16 protein-coding genes are annotated in these 19,117 nt (G+C 42.0%); 3 read left to right on the forward strand and 13 right to left on the reverse strand.

Annotated features, from left to right (window positions below; genetic code table 11):
* Positions 1-23 precede the first annotated feature (23 nt).
* Together IHE35_RS13130 and IHE35_RS13135 are read left to right on the forward strand one after the other, a co-directional pair.
* Positions 24-407: a RidA family protein gene (locus IHE35_RS13130; RefSeq protein WP_005223441.1), complete on the forward strand. Its 384-nt coding sequence runs from the start codon at positions 24-26 to the stop codon at positions 405-407.
* Positions 408-628: 221 nt separating this feature from the next.
* Positions 629-823, forward strand: a complete 195-nt coding sequence (locus IHE35_RS13135) for a bacterioferritin-associated ferredoxin (protein ID WP_242788003.1) — start codon at positions 629-631, stop codon at positions 821-823.
* Positions 824-970: 147 nt separating this feature from the next.
* Here the strand turns inward: IHE35_RS13135 and IHE35_RS13140 are convergent, their stop codons facing one another.
* Positions 971-2,065: a transposase gene (locus IHE35_RS13140; RefSeq protein WP_242788004.1), complete on the reverse strand. Its 1,095-nt coding sequence runs from the start codon at positions 2,063-2,065 to the stop codon at positions 971-973.
* A 216-nt stretch (positions 2,066-2,281) separates the two neighbouring features.
* Here IHE35_RS13140 and bfr point away from each other — a divergent pair, with 216 nt between their 5' ends.
* Positions 2,282-2,746, forward strand: coding sequence for a bacterioferritin (bfr, locus tag IHE35_RS13145; RefSeq protein WP_005233605.1), 465 nt, complete (start codon positions 2,282-2,284; stop codon positions 2,744-2,746).
* Positions 2,747-2,801: 55 nt separating this feature from the next.
* Here the strand turns inward: bfr and IHE35_RS13150 are convergent, their stop codons facing one another.
* The 12 genes from IHE35_RS13150 to aroK all read right to left on the reverse strand — a co-directional run bounded on the left by IHE35_RS13150 (position 2,802) and on the right by aroK (position 19,081).
* Positions 2,802-4,439: an O-antigen ligase family protein gene (locus tag IHE35_RS13150; RefSeq protein ID WP_242788006.1), complete on the reverse strand. Its 1,638-nt coding sequence runs from the start codon at positions 4,437-4,439 to the stop codon at positions 2,802-2,804.
* Positions 4,440-4,523: 84 nt separating this feature from the next.
* Positions 4,524-5,255, reverse strand: a complete 732-nt coding sequence (tfpZ, locus tag IHE35_RS13155) for a TfpX/TfpZ family type IV pilin accessory protein (protein WP_242788008.1) — start codon at positions 5,253-5,255, stop codon at positions 4,524-4,526.
* Between the two features lie 6 nt (positions 5,256-5,261).
* Positions 5,262-6,920, reverse strand: coding sequence for an O-antigen ligase family protein (locus IHE35_RS13160; RefSeq protein ID WP_242788010.1), 1,659 nt, complete (start codon positions 6,918-6,920; stop codon positions 5,262-5,264).
* 52 nt (positions 6,921-6,972) lie between these two features.
* Entirely contained in the window at positions 6,973-7,536 is a 564-nt protein-coding gene (locus IHE35_RS13165) for a pilin (protein WP_242788012.1), read from the reverse strand.
* A gap of 199 nt (positions 7,537-7,735) precedes the next feature.
* Positions 7,736-8,296 (reverse strand): TPM domain-containing protein, encoded by a 561-nt coding sequence (locus IHE35_RS13170; protein ID WP_242788014.1) that lies wholly within the window; start codon positions 8,294-8,296, stop codon positions 7,736-7,738.
* Entirely contained in the window at positions 8,290-9,345 is a 1,056-nt protein-coding gene (locus tag IHE35_RS13175; RefSeq protein WP_242788016.1) for a TPM domain-containing protein, read from the reverse strand. The genes IHE35_RS13170 and IHE35_RS13175 overlap by 7 nt, the downstream gene beginning before the upstream one ends.
* A gap of 29 nt (positions 9,346-9,374) precedes the next feature.
* A complete protein-coding gene (locus IHE35_RS13180) occupies positions 9,375-9,965 on the reverse strand; it encodes a LemA family protein (protein WP_242790020.1) in 591 nt (196 codons plus the stop codon).
* A gap of 185 nt (positions 9,966-10,150) precedes the next feature.
* The gene (locus tag IHE35_RS13185) at positions 10,151-11,572 is read right to left on the reverse strand and encodes an FAD-dependent oxidoreductase (protein WP_242788018.1); all 1,422 of its coding nucleotides are present in this window, start codon (positions 11,570-11,572) and stop codon (positions 10,151-10,153) included.
* Between the two features lie 72 nt (positions 11,573-11,644).
* A complete protein-coding gene (gltB, locus tag IHE35_RS13190; protein WP_242788020.1) occupies positions 11,645-16,120 on the reverse strand; it encodes a glutamate synthase large subunit in 4,476 nt (1,491 codons plus the stop codon).
* A 461-nt stretch (positions 16,121-16,581) separates the two neighbouring features.
* Positions 16,582-17,424 (reverse strand): hypothetical protein, encoded by an 843-nt coding sequence (locus tag IHE35_RS13195; protein WP_242788022.1) that lies wholly within the window; start codon positions 17,422-17,424, stop codon positions 16,582-16,584.
* A 13-nt stretch (positions 17,425-17,437) separates the two neighbouring features.
* Positions 17,438-18,517 carry a 3-dehydroquinate synthase gene (aroB, locus tag IHE35_RS13200; RefSeq protein ID WP_242788024.1) on the reverse strand — a complete coding sequence of 360 codons (1,080 nt, stop codon included), beginning with the start codon at positions 18,515-18,517 and terminating at the stop codon, positions 17,438-17,440.
* 27 nt (positions 18,518-18,544) lie between these two features.
* Positions 18,545-19,081, reverse strand: a complete 537-nt coding sequence (gene aroK, locus IHE35_RS13205) for a shikimate kinase AroK (protein ID WP_346015085.1) — start codon at positions 19,079-19,081, stop codon at positions 18,545-18,547.
* Between the last annotated feature and the right edge of the window lie 36 nt (positions 19,082-19,117).

The raw sequence follows: 19,117 nt of genomic DNA on the forward strand, positions 1-19,117 counted from the left end.
TGTTGATATAAAAGGAGAAATTGATGTCCCGCCAAGTGATCCATACTGAAAATGCCCCTGCTGCGATCGGCACTTATTCGCAAGCGATTCTTGTTGGCAATACCTTGTATCTTTCAGGTCAAATTGGTCTAGATCCATACAGCATGGAACTGGTTGAAGGCATCGAGGCTCAGATTCGTCGTGTATTTGACAACTTGAAAGCAGTCTGTGAAGCAGCTGGCGGCTCTCTGGCAGATATTGCCAAGCTCAATATTTACCTGACTGACCTTTCTCACTTCCAGCTGGTGAACCAGATTATGGGTGAATACTTTGCCCAGCCTTATCCTGCACGTGCAGCTCTGGGTGTAGCAAGCCTACCTAAGGATGCACTGGTTGAAATGGATGGTGTAGTAATTATTAATCAATAAGTTATAAAAATCCCTACCCCCCCCAGCCTGCAATATTTAATTCTAAATTATAAATCGTTCTTGTGCGGAAATCCGAGCAGCACTCGGATTTCCGCTCAGGTGGTATTTTTTTATCTAAATCCCCAATTATTTTGAACGCATTTTCAAATGATTTTTATTGACAAACGATAATAATTATCAATAATATCACTTATCTTATTTAATCACTGTGGTTATCTGACATGTATGTTTGTCTATGCCGTGGCATTACTGATCAAGACATTAAAGAAGCTGTTGCCAATGGGGCGGAAAGCTATCGTGAAGTACGCGACATGCTGGACCTGGGCACGTGTTGTGGTCGCTGTGCACCTGAAGCTCGTATGATCATCAGTGATGAAGTTTCCCAGATCGCTGCACGTCTTGCAGTGGCAGCCTAAATATCATATTGAAGATATATGCCTTATAAATATAATGATAAAAACAATGATCTCTGATCATTACTCCTCCCCCGCCCTCGACTCTGGCGGGTTTTTATTGTTTTAGATTTCATTTGACAGTATTTGATTGCGATTTTCATTTGCAGTTCATTGACATCCTCCCACCACCAACGCATTCGCTAGGTGGGGGATTTCTACTGCTAGACGCTTATGCCCAAGCGCGAGTATGTTCTTTGCACTGTTTAAGTCTCGTTGATGGACACTTAAACAGTTTTCACATTCCCATACTCTTATTCCAAGACCCGCCCTACCTTTCGGACTGCTGGCAGTGATCTCACCACAGCACGAACAAGTCTGGGTTGTGAAACTTTCATTCACTTCTTCAAACAATACCCCCGCGTACTCGCATTTATACCTGAGCATTGTTCTGAATGCTGCAAAACCAGCATCCAAAGTAGATTTCGCCATTTTGTTTTTTACTAACTTCTCCGCACTTAAATTACCTACAGCAATCAATGCATTTTCCTTTACCAGTTGGGTACTGGCTTTGTGCAAATGATCTTTACGACAATTCGCAATCTTGGCATTTATTGCTCGTACACGTTTTTGCTTGTTTGCACGTTGAGCAATACCTAATTGTTGCTCATACTGTCGATAGTATTGGGGATTCCCAATGACTGTACCATCTGAACAGGTGGCAAGATCTTTTAAGCCAAGATCAATGCCTACTGCTTTGGTTGCAGTGGATTTATTTTGCTTAGGCGTATCTACAACCAAACAGACATACCAGCGACCACGTGCATCCTCAACAAATGAACCAGTTTTAATCTTGTACTGGCTTAAACCATAACTATCCCATAATTTGAACTGATGCTTACCGTACTGAACGTATCCATCAGCATATTTGATTGCTGCTTTTTTAAAGGGAATCCAGCCAAGTGAGCGTTTTGCTGATTTTTTATTGCTGACACGCCATTTCAACTTGGCTTTTTTGAACTGTTTTCTACGTGTAACATATTCTTCGTTTACAGCCTGAATAGTTTGGCTGTGTAGATTGCATAGCTTAGATGTGCCTTTGGTATATTTATCAATATCGTAGGCACTTAGAAATTCGCCTTTCCGTTTAAGGTGTTTAAAACTTAAGTCATTAACATAATTCCAGACACAATTCACCTCGAATGCCAATTCAGATAGCACCTTACAATGTTTGCTGTCCTTGATACGCAGTTTCAATGTTTTCATGTACTTATATTAACTATCAACACTCAAACAAAACAGACTTTGATTAAAGCAAAACGACATTTCATGTCGTGTTGCTTATATCCTCCATTTCCCTCTGTGGAGGTTTTACGCTTATTTAAATAAATTACTCGCCATTGCCGAGCTATATGATTTAAGATAACTTGATATAAAAACCCATAATTATAAATGGGCCATCAAGTTATACGGAGTGATACGATGAAAGGCAATCGTGATGTAATTAATCAATTAAACCAGGTGTTGTATCACCACCTGACTGCAATTAACCAATATTTCCTGCATTCACGCATGTTTAATGACTGGGGCATCGAAAAGCTTGGTTCTGCCGAGTATAAAGAATCGATTCGTCAAATGAAGCATGCAGACAAGATTATTGAGCGGATTCTATTTCTGGAAGGCTTACCAAACCTGCAACACCTAGGCAAACTCTATATTGGTCAGCACACTCAAGAAGTTCTGCAATGTGATGTGCGCAAAGTCAAAGAGAATATTGAAACCATCCAGCAGGCAGTGGCTTTGGCCGAAACTCAAATGGATTATGTGACGCGTGATCTGGTTCAGGAAATTCTGGAAAAAGAAGAAGAATATTTAGACTGGACAACGACTCAGCTTGATCTGATTCAAAGTGTGAGTATTGAAAACTATATTCAAAGCCAGCTTTGATTTCTTAAAGACATAAAAAAGCCATCATGATGATGGCTTTTTTATTGAGTTGAAACTATTTCGGCATATCTTTAATGACTTCATCATAGTTCAGTTCAGTTTTTTGAATGGTATTTAAACGCCAGAGCTGATGATGAGCTTCTTCAACATAACCATTGTAAGCCAGTAAACGAATATATTTTAACAAGTTGTATTTGGTTGGATAACTCACCACCAATTTTTCATGTTGATGGATTTCATCTTGACTCATCTTGGTATAGGGATTTACCCGGATCCAGTCAATACGATGATTAAATTCAGTTAGCAAGAAGATCGGCTTTTCATTGATAATTTTTTCCGGCTGCTGTTCATAGCGAATGCTCTGACCAAGTTTTGGTACAGCGGTATCATAATCTCGGTAAATGACTGCAATTAAAATAACACCAACTGCAAAGATGGCTTTTATCAGCCACGATGGCATGACAAGCTGTTTAGCTACACCTGAACGTTGCGCCAGTACTGTACCCATAATAAAACCTACTGGTAACAAGAAATAGGCATAATGCTGTGGGAACTCAAACATGGCATGAGTGACAAAGGCACCAATCATTAATATACCAATGACAGACTCCGGGGATTTCACCCATCGCTGCATTTGATAGCCCAAGTAACCGAAATAAGCTAAGAATGGGACACCAATCACTACCCCATTCCAGATCAGGAAATCGATAATAAAATTATGTGCGCTACGAATCCAGACCGGACCTTGAACTGTATCAGTGATTGAAACAAAAGCAACACTGGTTTGATACCAGCCATAACCAAACCATGGTTGAGCCTGAATCGCGGCCAGCATTTGCTGCCAGATGGCAAGTCGTGACATATCGCCTGTAGCACGGGAGACAACATCACGGCTTTGCACCACCTGGGCATCCATAAGTTGGGTCGCCAATTGACTGAGTAATGGAAAAGCGACAATGCAGGAAATAAAAAAGAGGAACCACGCTGTGCTGTAATACCATTTCAGGCGAATGATCCCTTTATATTGGTAGAACGCCAGATACAACATAATCGCGATCGCAGCCACCCATGCAGTACGAGACTGGCTTAAAGCCACGCCAACGACAATGATTGCCGCACATAAAAATAGCCACTTGGTCTGGATTTTTTTCTTTTCATACAAATAAAGACAGCTCATCAATGCCATAACTAAAAAAGTCGCCATATTATTCGGCTGAGCAAAATTGGCAAATGGGCGCTGTGTGCCACTAATATTGACCATACCCGGCAACACTGCATCTAGATTCGACCACTGACATAGAGCAATGAGACCTGTCACTGTACCTGAAGCTAAAAATACATAGCTCAGATAGTGAAATGTTTCTTCTCGGTTATAATTTCCTGTTGAAAGGTTATAACCCAAAACACTGGCAAGCCAAAAACTAAAAACAAAAATAAAGCCCATCATGGCAGTACTAAAGAAAAAAACCTGTCCAAGAAGAAATTGAATGAGAGGGATACAGGCCAGTAACAGCAATGGCAGACTCATTGCTGGGATTTTGAGTTTTTCTTTTAGACAGATTGCAGCAAGCGCAATTAAGGCAATAAATGCATAGAGCTCACCCGTATAAGTCACCCACGGGCGATAGTGTACAGGACTGAGCCATGCAAGGGAGATGAGAAATGCAGCTATAAGTGCAAGGATGGTTTTCATAACCAATTCGGAAGGATTGAATTGGGCATATGATAATTAAAAAGCAGATTAAAAGATAATCCGCTTTTTATATTTTAGAGAAAATTATTCCCAAGGACGAAGATCAACAATCTTAATGGGTTTACCCTCACTATCGAGTAGTACTGTCATATCAATTTTTGATCCTTTTAAAGGTACATAGCCCGAAACTTTTTTAGTTTTACTCAATACATTATTTACGATTGAGTCATGATTGTATTCATATAACTTTTTAATAGGTAATATTTTTTTACTTTTTAAAATTAAGTTTCTATCAAATGCTATGTAACGATCAGGCATTTGCGCTAGAGAAACACCACCAAAAACTTCAGTGAATAAATCTTCTTGTCGTTTTTCAGCACTGTTTATAGTTTTAAGCATTACATATTGAGGTTTTAACCAAGACACTTGCTTAAACTGAGGTTCTGCTTTTTCCAGATTTTCCTGAATAATCTCATTTTTACGCACAAGCTCAAAACGATCTACATTATAAACAATCCATACTGGTCTCCCCTGTTCAAGGGTAAACACACCGTAAATTAATGCTGAAATCTGAACTAAAATGATGACAGCTAAATCAAATTTTAAGGTTTTTTTATGCTCTTTATAAACCAACAAACCTAATAATGGACCAATAATGATATCGATCACAAATAACATCAAAATGATACTCGTGACACCTACCGCCTTAGCTAAAGGAATGGGATACCAAAAATAAAACACCACTCCCAATAACAATAAAGCCATAAGCAATGACAGGGATAAATGTTGAATAAAAAAGCGTAAACGTTTAGACATAAGTTATCACTTCATCATGGCGTCTGATACATCAGAACTATTTTTTGAAAATAACGATGCTATACCATTGCTATTCTTTGTAGGAATTTTAGATATATCTTCAAATAATGCGTTTTCATTATACAAAGCATTCGATACTTGAAAATAATACTGTGCTTTATCACGTTCATCATTATAATAAAATATTTGAGCAAGTTTAAATAAATTATAGTAGGTCGGCTGACTTACAACATAGTGCTCAAATAAACCCAACTCATCTTTTGTATAATGCTGATCAATTTTTGCAACGACAAACTCAGCTCGGTCTGCAAATTGCGAAAATAATAAAGATTTTTGTTTTTGCGATTCACTTGTATTTTCCATACCTGCAGCATAACCAAGATACGTCAACCATTGATCATATTGTCTAAATATTAGAGCATATAAGCTAATAGAGACCAAAAAAACAATTTGCTTGATTTTTTCATTAATCTTTATTGATTTTAACTGACAATCAATCAACAAGACCCCAAGAAAGAATCCTAAAGGGAATAAAAAATAACTATAAAATAAAGGATATTCCAGTTGTGCATGCACCAATATACAGATCACCATCATAAACATATAAAGTTCAGGCAAACTGCGTATATGAATGAATATGATTTTGAGTAAATATAAAGCATATGCACAAATACAGATTCCTAAAGGAATGCCGACCCACAAAATAAGATCAATCACTATATTATGTGCACTTGTTGCATTGCCTTCATTTTTAAACAACAATACACCTTGAAGCTGAGCAATTGTGGTTTGATACCATCCATAACCAAACCAAGGTTGTTGTTGGATGGCATAGAACATATGCTTCCACATTTCAATACGCGCAAAACCACCATTAATACGATCTTCTAATGGTACAGGTATAACCAAATTAAAATATTGTGCGATCTGTGCATTAAATATAAAAATTAGCGCATATGAACAGAAGAAAAAAGATAGTAAATAATGTGTTGTTCTTTTTTGGAAACGAATTTTTTTAAATAGATATATAAACAGCAGTACAATCAAAACAACCCAAGTTGTTCTAGATTGCGTCAAAGCAAGTGCAAGAAATTGTAAAAAGAGTATAGGGATATATATAAAACATTTGTATTTAAGCTGTTCATATAAGAACACAACACTACAAATACTCAGCATCAAAAGTGTTGCCAAATGATTCGGCTGACCTAAATTTGCATAAGGTCGATTATGACTTAAATTTAAGATATAAGGATGAGAAATTTGCAACCATTGCGCAATGGCGAATAGACTACTGATCAATCCAATAAGCGTAAAAAAATACGCAATATATTGAATAATTTTATTTTTATCAGCCAAGTGATGGCTATTATAGCCATATAAAACAGTGGCTACAAAAGCAAAAATGAAAATAAAACTCAAAAATGCCGTAGAAAAATAATACACCTGTCCAAAGATAAATTGGACTAAAGGAATGAGACATATACAAAGAATAGGAATAGTAATTTTAGGCAGTTTAACTTCTTTTTTATAAAATAAGCCAAGAGATAAAACTAAGCCTAAAAACCATAAAAAATCTTGTGATGACGCGGTCCATGGGAATGGAGATATACCTATAAAATAAGATATATATATAATACCTAAAATAATAGAAATTATAATTTTCATAGTAACCATTAAATTAAAAAACTGGCCGTAGCCAGTTTTTTAATTTAAAATTTTAATTAGAATATGTACCAGCGGTTTGTACAGAGCGACAAGTAGCTGGTAAATATTTTTGTTTATCAGCATCACCAGTTACTAAACCACATGACCATGATTTAATTAATGCTGTAGTAGCTGTATCAGTTGTAACGTTTGATACTGTAGTTATATTTAAAGGTGTTTCTCCTTCAACATCTGTTGTTGGAGTCATATAAATTGGTGTATTTGCAGCTGTCTTCAATGATGGATCTGATGATAATGTTACACGAATCTGCCCAACTGAAGTACCTGAATTTGAAACTGTAACTTCCTGCACATATTTAGTTGCCCATAGAGTCTTATCTGTACCCTTTGTACCTTGCTCACAACCCCATTTTTGACCTGAAGCAGGAATAGAGCCTGAGTCAACAGCTTCTGTCACCGCAGTACGACATGAAGAAGCAGCTAAAATACCTTCAGAAACTTTTGCACGAACTGTATAGTCTTGGTATGCAGGAAGTGCAACCGCAGCCAAAATACCAATAATCGCAACAACGATCATTAATTCGATAAGGGTGAAACCCTTTTGAACTGATTTCATAACATTCTCCACAAATGTTTTATGTTTATTTATAAGCTTAATTGTTAAAGCTATTTATATTTAGCATCTAACGTGCCAACTTTTATTATAGTAATTTTGAGAGAAAAAACAGCACTTTAAAAAAATATTTTTTTATTTGTAATTTTTAAGTTTCATTTTGTGTAACTAAGTGACAATTTTTGTCAGCATCTAACGCCTTTTAATCTAGCATAATCGGGTGATTCGCTAATTCATTATCTTGATCATTTAATCTCCGATCATAGAATTCATCTAAAACTTGTCCAATTTGTAAAATTCCATCTACGACAGCTTGTCTGTAATTTTTATTCTGAAATTCTTTCACTATTGATTGGCAAATCTGCTCCCAAATTTCTTGGGTTGTTGCTTGCTTTACACCACGATCAATCACGATTTCTACTTTTTGTTCACATAAATTCAAATACAAAAGCACGCCACTATTATATTCAGTATCCCAAACTCCAAGTTCAGCAAATAGCTGTCGGGCACGACATAAGGTATCTTGGTAATAGGCAGATCGTGAAGGCAGACAGCCTTCTATCACGACCTGAATCTCCCCCACATGCCCATGCTCTGCTTCTTCAACAGCTAGTGCAATCGCATGTTGATCCTGCCTGGAGAAAAAACGCTTGGTTGCCGGCATATAAAAGAAATGCTTGAGCCAGCGTTTAAAACTCGGCCGTGCATACTCTTCCAGCTTCGGCTGTGTGACAATCTCTGTTGTATCTGTCGTTGTTACCATGAGCCTGATGCTCCTCCCCCACCAAAGCCGCCACCGCCTCCACCGAAGCCGCCGCCACCAAATCCACCTCTTCCTCCACCGCCACGACCAGCACCAGAAGCAAAGGCATACAAAAGTAGTTGCGCCAGTGAAGTGATTAATACAAAAAATACGCCAATCCCAATCATTAAACTGGCAATTAAGCCCATGCCATTGACTAAGCCAGCAGCTGTGCCTGCAACTGCAGCAGTTGCAGCACTGAGCTTTTTACCGAAAATCATCGAAGCAACCACACCAGCGATGATAATAAAAATCACGGCACCAAAAGTTGCTTGAGAAGCTTGCTGGGCTTTATAAGCCTGTTCGTGTCGCTCTTTTAGCTCATCCGCGGCTTGGGCGGCAATTTCAGGATCAAGATTTAAAATCCGTTCAATTTCCTCCAGTCCTGAATCAATCCCCTGAGCATATTGGCCTTGTTTAAAATATGGCGTGATTTTATCGTTAATAATCCGTCCTGCCACGATGTCCGGCAGTACACCCTCCAGACCATAACCGGTCAAAATCTGAATACGGCGGTCGTTAATGGCTATGGTCATCAATAAGCCATTATCACGTTTAGCCGAACCCAGTTGCCAGGCTTCTGCCACGCGCATTGAATAACTAAAAATGTCTTCCTGGCCGGTGGTCGGCACAATCACCACCCCAATCTGACCTTTACCTTCATTATAAAGTTTCAGGATACGCTGACTGAGTTGCTGCTTTTCTGCCGGACTGAGTAAATTGGCCTGATCAATGACCGGCTCATTCATACTGGGTAAATCGCGCTGCAACTGTCCTTCGGCCATATCATTGGCAACCTGTGACGGGGCAACTTCATTCTCAGCTTCAGCAGCAGGTGTAGATAAAGATGGACTGGTCTGATTTTGTCTTTGTAAAACTTCCCGCGCAACAATGACCTCTTCAGTTTCCTGATCTGTCGCGGTTGCAGTTTCTGCTGAAACAGGCAATGTCATGCCCATGCCCAGCATGAGAACCAACATTGCCATAGATTTCAGCAGTATTTTTAGCATCACTCTCTACCTATTTTAGAGTTCAGTCTTTATTCAAAAGAAACCGTAGGTGCAGACTGGGCACTCTGTTCGGCACTAAAGTTTGGTTTGGTATCCATACCAATTACTTTTGCCGTCATGACCTGCGGGAACTGACGTGCATAAGAGTTAAAGTCCTGAACTGTAGTGATATAACGGTTACGTGCAACGGCAATCCGGTTTTCTGTGCCTTCCAGTTGCACTTGCAAATCACGGAACTGCTGATTGGCTTTTAAATCAGGATAGTTTTCAGTGACAGCAAGCAGGCGTGATAAGGCACTGGTCATTTGCGATTGAGCTTCCTGATAACGCTGGAACAGTTCAGGATTTTCTAAGACTTCCTGATCAACTTTCAGGCCTGCCACATTGGCACGCGCCTGAGTGACCTCTGTAAGCACCTGCTCTTCATGCGCAGCATAGCCTTTGACAACATTCACCAGATTCGGCACCAGATCCGCACGACGTTGGTATTGGTTCTGCACTTCTGACCAAGCTGCAGTTACTGCTTCATCCTTGACCTGTAAGGTGTTATAGCCACATCCTGTGAGCGACAAAGTCCCGGCAAGCATTAAAATAGTGAGTGATTTACGCAATGCTTTCATCATTATTCCTCAATTCTTTCATTTTATTTATCTAATTAATTTGATTTTAAACATAATTTTCAAATGTATTGTTAAATTTTATAAATTTTTCTGTCCTATCCTTAGCGCTCTAGCACCTCTCCATTTTCTTGAGAAAAAGAAAAACCCGCTTAATGCGGGTCTTTCTAAAAATGATAAAGGGCGTATTAGACGTCAAGATAATCCAGAATACCTTCTGCTGCCTGACGACCTTCCCAGATCGCGGTCACCACCAGATCCGAACCACGCACCATATCACCACCGGCAAAGATTTTTGGATTCGAAGTCTGGAACTTGTACTGTTGCTGCTCAGCTGCTACCACACGACCTGAACCATCCAGATTGATTTCTACATCGGTAAACCAGTCAGCTGGGCTGGTACGGAAACCGAATGCTAGCAGTACTGCATCTGCTGGCAGGATTTCCTCAGAACCTGGAATTGGCTCTGGGCTACGACGGCCACGGCTATCTGGCTCACTCAGTTGAGTGGTCACAAATTTCACGCCTGTCACTTTGCCATTTTCACCGACAATTTCGATTGGCTGACGGTTAAACTGGAATTCAACACCTTCTTCACGTGCATTTTTTACTTCACGACGTGAACCTGGCATATTCTCTTCGTCACGACGGTAAGCACAGACCACTGTCTCAGCACCTTGACGAATCGAAGTACGGTTACAGTCCATCGCGGTATCACCACCACCCAGGACAATCACTTTTTTGCCTTCAACGCTGATGTATTCTGATGGGTCTTTTTCCCAACCCTGGCAACGGTTCACGTTAGCAATCAGGAAATCCAGTGCATCATACACACCATCCAGATCTTCACCAGCAAAGCCACCTTTCATATAAGTGTATGTTCCCATACCCATAAAGACAGCATCATAGTCAGCGAGTAACTGGTCGATCGTGACATCGGTACCAATTTCAGTATTCAGACGGAATTCAACCCCCATGCCTGTGAAAATTTCACGACGGCGTTTCATCACGTCTTTTTCCATCTTGAATTCTGGAATACCGAAAGTCAGCAGACCACCAATTTCAGGACGTTTGTCGAATACGACTGGTTTAACTCCATTACGTACCAGAATGTCTGCACAGCCAAGTCCTGCAGGGCCCGCACCAATGATGGCAACTTTTTTATCAGTCCATTTTACTGAAGACATATCTGGACGCCAGCCCAATGCAAAAGCAGTGTCATTGATATATTTTTCTGCATTACCAATCGTTACCGCACCGAAACCGTCATTCAGGGTACATGCCCCTTCACATAGACGGTCTTGAGGACAGACACGGCCACAGACTTCTGGCAAGGTATTGGTCTGGTGACAGAGCTCAGCTGCCTGAAAAATACGGCCTTCAGCCACCAGTTTTAACCAGTTCGGAATATAGTTATGTACCGGACATTTCCATTCACAGTACGGGTTACCGCAACCTAGACAACGATGCGCCTGGTTTGCAGCCACCTCTGTAGTAAACGGTTTATAAATTTCCACAAATTCCGCTTTGCGGACGTCAATCTCTTTTTTCTCTGGATCTTGGCGTGCTACATCCAGGAACTGAAAGTCATTACTTAGGCGTTCTGCCATGTCTCTCTCCGTGGGTAGATGCAAGGGGTTCACAGTTGCCTTGCATCTGCCTTCATTTCTGCAGTAGTGGAATTATTGTGGATCAGCTTGAGTTGTTTTCAACAGCGTTTGCAAGTTGGCAGCTTTCGGTTTTACCAACCAGAACTTACGGCTGTAGAAGTCAAACTCGTGGCGGATCTTGTACGCCCAAGCACTACCTGTTTCTTTAATATGTTCATCCAGGATACGACCCAGGAACTCTTTGTGTTCTTCCATCGCTTCCGTAGAAATACGATTCAGCTCAATCAGTTCATGGTTGTAATGGTCAACGAAGTCGTTATCCAGATCAAGTACATAGGCAAAACCACCGGTCATACCTGCACCGAAGTTATGACCTACTTTACCAAGCACAGTCACAATACCGCCAGTCATATATTCACAGCAGTGGTCGCCCGCACCTTCAATCACGGCGAAGGCACCTGAGTTACGTACTGCAAAACGTTCACCTGCAGTACCCGCAGCAAACAGCTTACCGCCAGTGGCACCATATAGACAGGTATTACCAATAATTGCGGTATTTTGCGTCTGGAATGGCGAACCTTTCGGCGGGAAGATTGAGAGTCGTCCACCTGCCATACCTTTACCAACATAGTCATTGGCATCACCTTCAAGGCTAATGTGCAGACCACCTGCGTTCCATACACCCAGTGACTGACCTGCTGTACCTAGCAAGTTTACTTTAACCGGATGGGCTTCCATGCTGAGGTTGCCATAACGTTTTGCAATTTCACCAGAAAGACGTGCACCAATCGAACGGTCACAGTTACCAATACTGTAGTTATATTCGCCACCGGTACCTGCTTCAATCGCTGGCAGAATCTCTTCTACCATTTTCTCAGCCAGAATACCTTTGTCGAACGGTGCATTGCCCTGAACTTCACAGTACTGTGCTTTACCTTCAGCTGCAGGATGTGACTCCAGCAATTTGCTTAAATCAAGATGCGCATGCTTGTCCGTTTCACCTGGCAAGACTTCCAGCAGATCGGTACGGCCAATCAGGTCTTTCAGACTTGAAACACCTAGCGCTGCCAGCCATTCACGGGTTTCTTCAGCAATGAACGTGAAGAAGTTGATCAGCATCTGTGGTTCGCCGATGTAGTGTTCCTGACGTAAGTGATCTTGCTGAGTTGCTACACCGGTTGCGCAGTTATTCAAGTGACAGATACGCAGGTATTTACAGCCCAATGCGATCATTGGCGTTGAACCAAAACCAAAGCTTTCTGCACCCAGAATTGCTGCTTTCACAACGTCCAGACCGGTTTTTAAACCACCATCGGTTTGTACACGGACTTTGCCACGCAGGTCATTTACGCGAAGAGCTTGATGCGCTTCACTGAGACCAAGCTCCCAAGGCGAACCTGCATGGTGAATAGAGGAAAGTGGAGAAGCCGCTGTACCGCCGTCATAACCAGAAATGGTAATGAAGTCAGCATAGGCTTTCGCTACACCTGCCGCAATCGTACCGACACCTGGTTCAGAAACAAGTTTAACTGACACCATCGCCTGTGGGTTAACTTGTTTTAAATCGAAGATCAACTGTGATAAATCTTCAATTGAATAGATGTCATGATGCGGTGGTGGCGAAATGAGGGTTACACCTGGTACAGAGTAACGCAAACGGGCAATGAGACCGTTTACTTTACCGCCCGGCAACTGGCCACCTTCACCTGGTTTTGCACCTTGCGCGACCTTAATTTGCAGGACTTCTGCTGAAGTTAGGTAAGCAGGAGTCACTCCAAAACGGCCCGATGCAATTTGTTTGATTTTCGAGTTACGGATGGTACCGTAACGCGCCGGATCTTCACCGCCCTCACCCGAGTTTGAACGACCACCAATGGTGTTCATGGCAATCGCAATTGCTTCGTGTGCTTCAGGCGACAATGCACCTAAAGACATACCCGCAGAGTCAAAGCGAGGCAGGATCTCTTCCACAGATTCCACTTGATCCAGTGCAATCGAATTGTCTGTTTTCAGTTTGAATAAGTCACGGATCGTGGCGATCGGACGGTTATTCACAAGTTCTGCATATTCTTTAAAATCGGCATAGTTACCAGAACGTACTGCTTTATGCAGCGAATTGATCACGTCCGGGTTAAATGCATGGTATTCCTTACCGAATACGAATTTCAGCAAGCCACCTTGATCAATTGGTTTACGGTTTTTCCACGCAATATCCGCCAATTGTTTTTGGTCATTTTCAAGATCAACAAATGTTGCACCCTGAATACGGCTTGGCACACCTACGAAGCATGTGTTTACTACTTCATTGGATAAGCCTACTGCTTCAAATAACTGACCGCCACGATAAGAAGCAACTGTTGAAATACCCATCTTGGACAGGACTTTCAGCAAGCCTTTTTCAATACCTTTACGGAAGTTGTTTTGCGCGTAGACCGGATCACCCAGCAATTCACCCTTCGCCACCAGATCATTGATCACGTCATAAGCTAGATACGGATAGATTGCAGTCGCACCGAAACCAAGTAGCACGGCAAACTGATGTGGATCACGGGCAAAACCAGTTTCGATAATCAGATTCGCATCAGTACGCAGACCTGCATTGATCAGGTAATGGTGTACTGCACCAGTGACCATCACAGCATTGGCTGGCAAGAAGCCTTCACGGATTTTCTTGTCTGAAAGAACCAGTAAAGTCTTACCATCACGAATCGCTTGGGCAGATTCTTCACAGATACGTGCAATCGCCGCTTCAAGACCTTCCGCTTCTGGATAGTTCAGGTCGATGTCCGCAATTTCATAACCTTTACGACCAATCGTGCGGATCTGATGCATTTTTGAATTCGTCAGCACCGGGCTGGATACAATTAAACGGTCTGCATGTTCTGGGCTTTGCTCAAATACATTCTGTTCACGACCGAAACAGGTTTCCAGTGACATCACGATCGATTCACGTAGTGGATCGATCGGCGGATTAGTGACCTGCGCAAACTGCTGACGGAAGTAATCGGAAACGTGACGGACCTGACGTGATAACACCGCCATAGGCGTATCGTCACCCATTGAACCTACAGCTTCCTGACCGCTTTCTGCGATTGGACGTAATAACTGGTCACGTTCTTCAAAAGTCACCATGAACATTTTCTGTGCTGCTTTTAAGCTATCGCCTTTTAAGCCTTGATCGCACAGGTATTCTTCCAGCTCAGGGCTACCCTGTAGACGTACTGAATTTTCACGCAGCCATTCACGGTATGGACGCATACGTTTCAGGTGGTTATTGACATCCTGAGTATCTAATACTTTACCAGTCAAGGTATCCACAACCAGAATCTGACCTGGACCTACACGACCTTTAGATACTACATCTTCAGGCTCATACCCCCATACACCGATCTCAGACGCCAGGGTGATGTAACCATTTTTAGTCACGACCCAACGCGCAGGACGCAAACCATTACGGTCCAGCATACAGATCGCATGACGACCATCCTGAATTACAAGTCCTGCAGGACCATCCCATGCTTCCATATGCTTAGAGTTAAATTCGTAGAATGCACGTAAGTCAGCATCAAGTGTTTCAACATTCTGCCAAGCGGGTGGAACCAGCATACGTAGCGCACGGAACAGGTCCATACCACCACCTATGAGGATTTCCAGCATGTTATCCAGACTAGAAGAATCCGAACCAGTACGGTTAACAATCGGGTTCAGTTCAGTCAAGCCTGGCAGTAATGGATTTTCGAATTTAGGTGTACGCGCCAGCGCCCAGTTACGGTTTGCAGTAATAGTATTAATTTCACCATTATGCGCCAGGTAACGGAATGGCTGAGCCAATGGCCAGCGTGGCAAGGTATTGGTAGAGAAACGTTGGTGGAACACCACAATATGTGACGCCAGACGCTCATCAGCCAGGTCAGTATAGAAGTCAGCAATTGCTGCTGGCATCATCAGACCTTTGTAGCTGATCACAGTTGAGCATAAGGTAGTCACATAGAAGTATGGATCATTTGTCAGTTTCTGCTCGGCACGACGACGCGCCAGGAATAACTTACGGTTAAATTCAACCTCAGTGACACCGATTGGGCAGTTAACAATGACCTGTTCAAAAGCAGGTAAAGACTGCATCGCAATCTCACCTAACGCTTGATTATTGGTGGGTACCACACGCCATGCGATAACCCGGCAACCTTCTTCTTCAATTTCTTTGGTTAATACTTGTTTTGCGTGTGCTGCCAGTGCAGGATCCAGGTTCAGGAAGATCGTACCTACAGCAAAAATTTCGCTTAAGGTAATATCACTTAAACGTTTTGCTTCTTCACGAAAGAATTCCTTTGGCATTGCCAAAAGCAAACCACACCCATCACCGGTCTTACCATCTGCGGCAATACCACCACGGTGGGTCATACAACTTAAACTATGAATTGCGGTCTTGACGAGATCATGGCTTGCATCACCCTGCATATGGGCGATCAAACCGAAACCACAGTTATCTTTAAACTCATCCGGTTGGTATAAACCTTGAGCGGGAGCTACATTATTAGGCGATGGCATGTGCATAGCGTACCCTTCTTATCACAAAGCCCTGGCGGGCTGTTAAACAATCTAAATCCGTCTTTGCGATGGCGTCCAATTTACTTTCGAGGAAATTTCTATTAGCAGAGTAAAACTTTTCTTCACACTTTGAAGATAAACCTTTTCAGATTAATACGCATGAAAAATAAAGTTTAAAAGACTCAGAAATCACATAAAAATAACGACTAAATATGACACTTACGCATAATCATCGAATCATTTTCGCGCCAAAACAGGGAGATTAATTCAATTCATGCACCAATAAAGCAAAGAACATGCCAACTTGATGCACTAAGACAGAAACAATACCAATGACAAAGATTTAGCAAATATTAGATACAGAGTGATGATTTTTATTGTGTATTTTTTGCACCAAAAGCGCACATTTATAGCATTTTTTCATACAGGGTGCGCTATTTTAGCCCGCACCCAAATTTGTATTAGTTAAAAGGATCACTTATCTCTTGTTCTTCAGCACGTTGTTGACCGTTAGGTTGAGCACGTGGCGTTGACGGTACAGTGCTTTCAGACTTCTGCACATCTACCACATTTCCCGATGGATCACGACGAACAATGGTTGTACTGGTGGTACTTGGCGTATTTGATGAGGGCTGGCTCTGCGGCTTAGGAACTACTGTTTCCTCTATTTTTGGTAGAGGCACATTTTTTAATCGTACTTGATAGAGTTTCTGGTTAGACGTCAGCTCATCAGAACCTAAGTTATTCACATAAGGTTGATAATCCTGAAATTGCTGCACAGCTGGTTTGACTGATTTTGGCAAGTCCATATTCAGTTGATCCAGTGCCTGCTTTGCTTGATTCGCTGATTTATAAGCACCATAGAGCAATACATATTGCTCAGGCATATTTTCGCCTGACAGACGTAAGTAGATGAAATTATTACGATCTATCTGTTTTCTTAAGAAGTTTTTAATAATAATTTCATCAGAGACCCGAAATAGCTCAATCGCATACTGATTTTTAAATTGAGTAACATATTTGGTACCACGAAACTCGGCTTCATGGTTTGCATTTACAATGGTGCGTGTGGTCATATCCAGCGGATGAACTTCCTCATTTAATGCACCAAGATGGGTCATTGAAGCAACTTTTTCTGGTTGAATCAGTAGTTCAACCTCTGTTTCAGGCTTTTTCTCTACAGGAGTGACCTGATCCTTATCTGTAATTGCCCAAAAAATGAGCGCAACAAAAAGACAGCCTACCGCAGTCACCAGCCAAAAATAATGCTGAATCTTTTGCCATGGCGTGTGGAGTGCTGTCATTTTCTAAAATTACCTATGCCTGATTGGCCAGAATGGCCTGCTTCATTAATTCTACATCAAAGTCTCGGGTGATAACCGCTTGTCCTAATTGTTCCAGCAATACCAGACGTAACTGTCCATTTAAGACTTTTTTGTCATGTGCCATATACCCCAGGAAATCATCCAGAGGAATTTTAGGACAAACAATCGGGAGTTTGGCACGAGAAATGATTTTTTTTGTACGCTCTACATCAGCTTTGGAAATCCAGCCCATACGCTGAGACAGATCAGCTGCCATGACCATACCGGTCGCCACCGCTTCACCATGCAGCCATTCACCATAGCCAAGATAAGACTCGATGGCATGACCAAAGGTATGGCCAAGGTTAAGCAAAGCACGCTCGCCTTGCTCTTTTTCATCATTCGCCACGATACGGGCTTTATGCGCGCAGGAACGATAAACAGCTTCAGCCAGCAACTGCTCATCACGAGCAATCAGACCTTCCATATTGGCTTCCAGCCAAACCAGGAAGTCCTCATCACCCAGCAATGCATATTTAATGACTTCTGCAAGACCTGCCGATAGCTCACGATCCGGCAACGTTGCAAGTTGTGACATATCTGCCAGCACGACTTGCGGCTGCTGGAAGGCACCAATCATGTTTTTACCCAATGGATGATTGATCCCAGTTTTACCACCAACACTAGAATCAACCTGAGACAACAATGTAGTTGGTACTTGAATAAAGTACACACCACGCTGGAAACAGGCCGAAGCAAAACCAGCCATATCTCCAATCACGCCGCCACCCAAAGCCAATACTGTACAATCCCGGTTAAAACCCGCTTCAAGCAATGCATCGAAAATCAGGTTTAAATGTTGACTATCCTTAAACTTCTCACCATCAGGCAAAATACAGCTTGCTACCGTTTTACCCAGATTTTCCAAGGCTATCTTATAGTGTTCCAGATATAGTGGTGCCACCGTATCATTACTGACAATCATCACCTGTTTGCCATGAATATAAGGTTCTAACAGCTCCTGAGGACTTAAATCGCTGCCAATAAAAATTGGGTAACGACGTTCACCGAGTTCGACATGTAAGGTTTGCATGATGGAGTAACCACTTTTCTACTGAGCTTATTTTTTCGGAAGGATGAGATTCAAAATACGCTGCGCCAGATCACGTGCAGCACCTTGATTGGTCTCAATAATATGATGTGCGACTTCCCGATACAGCGGATCCCGAATTGTTAGCAGATCTTTAAGTTTCTGCTCCGGGTTTTCGACTTGTAATAAGGGGCGGTTTTTATCGCGATAGGTTCGCTGGAGCTGAATTTCCACAGGAGTGTAGAGATAAACAACGATGCCTCGCTGTTTTAAATATTCACGGTTAGGCGCCTGAGTCACCGCACCACCACCTGTGGCCAGAACCAACTGTGGTCGTGAGGTTAACTCATCGATGACAACCGTCTCACGACTACGAAAGCCCTGTTCACCCTCTTTTTCAAAGATCCAGGGAATCGTTGCACCTGTTTTACGCTCAATTTCATGATCACTATCCAGAAATTCTCGTCCTAACAATTCTGCTAAATGCCGTCCTACTGTTGTCTTTCCCGCCCCCATCGGCCCTACCAAATAGATATTTGGTAGGGTTTCAAACTCTTTGCTTGGCAAGGAGTCACCTATTCATTCTGTTAATTTCAAAATATA

The organism is Acinetobacter sp. ASP199, from assembly GCF_022700675.1.
In the GTDB taxonomy this organism is placed as follows: domain Bacteria; phylum Pseudomonadota; class Gammaproteobacteria; order Pseudomonadales; family Moraxellaceae; genus Acinetobacter.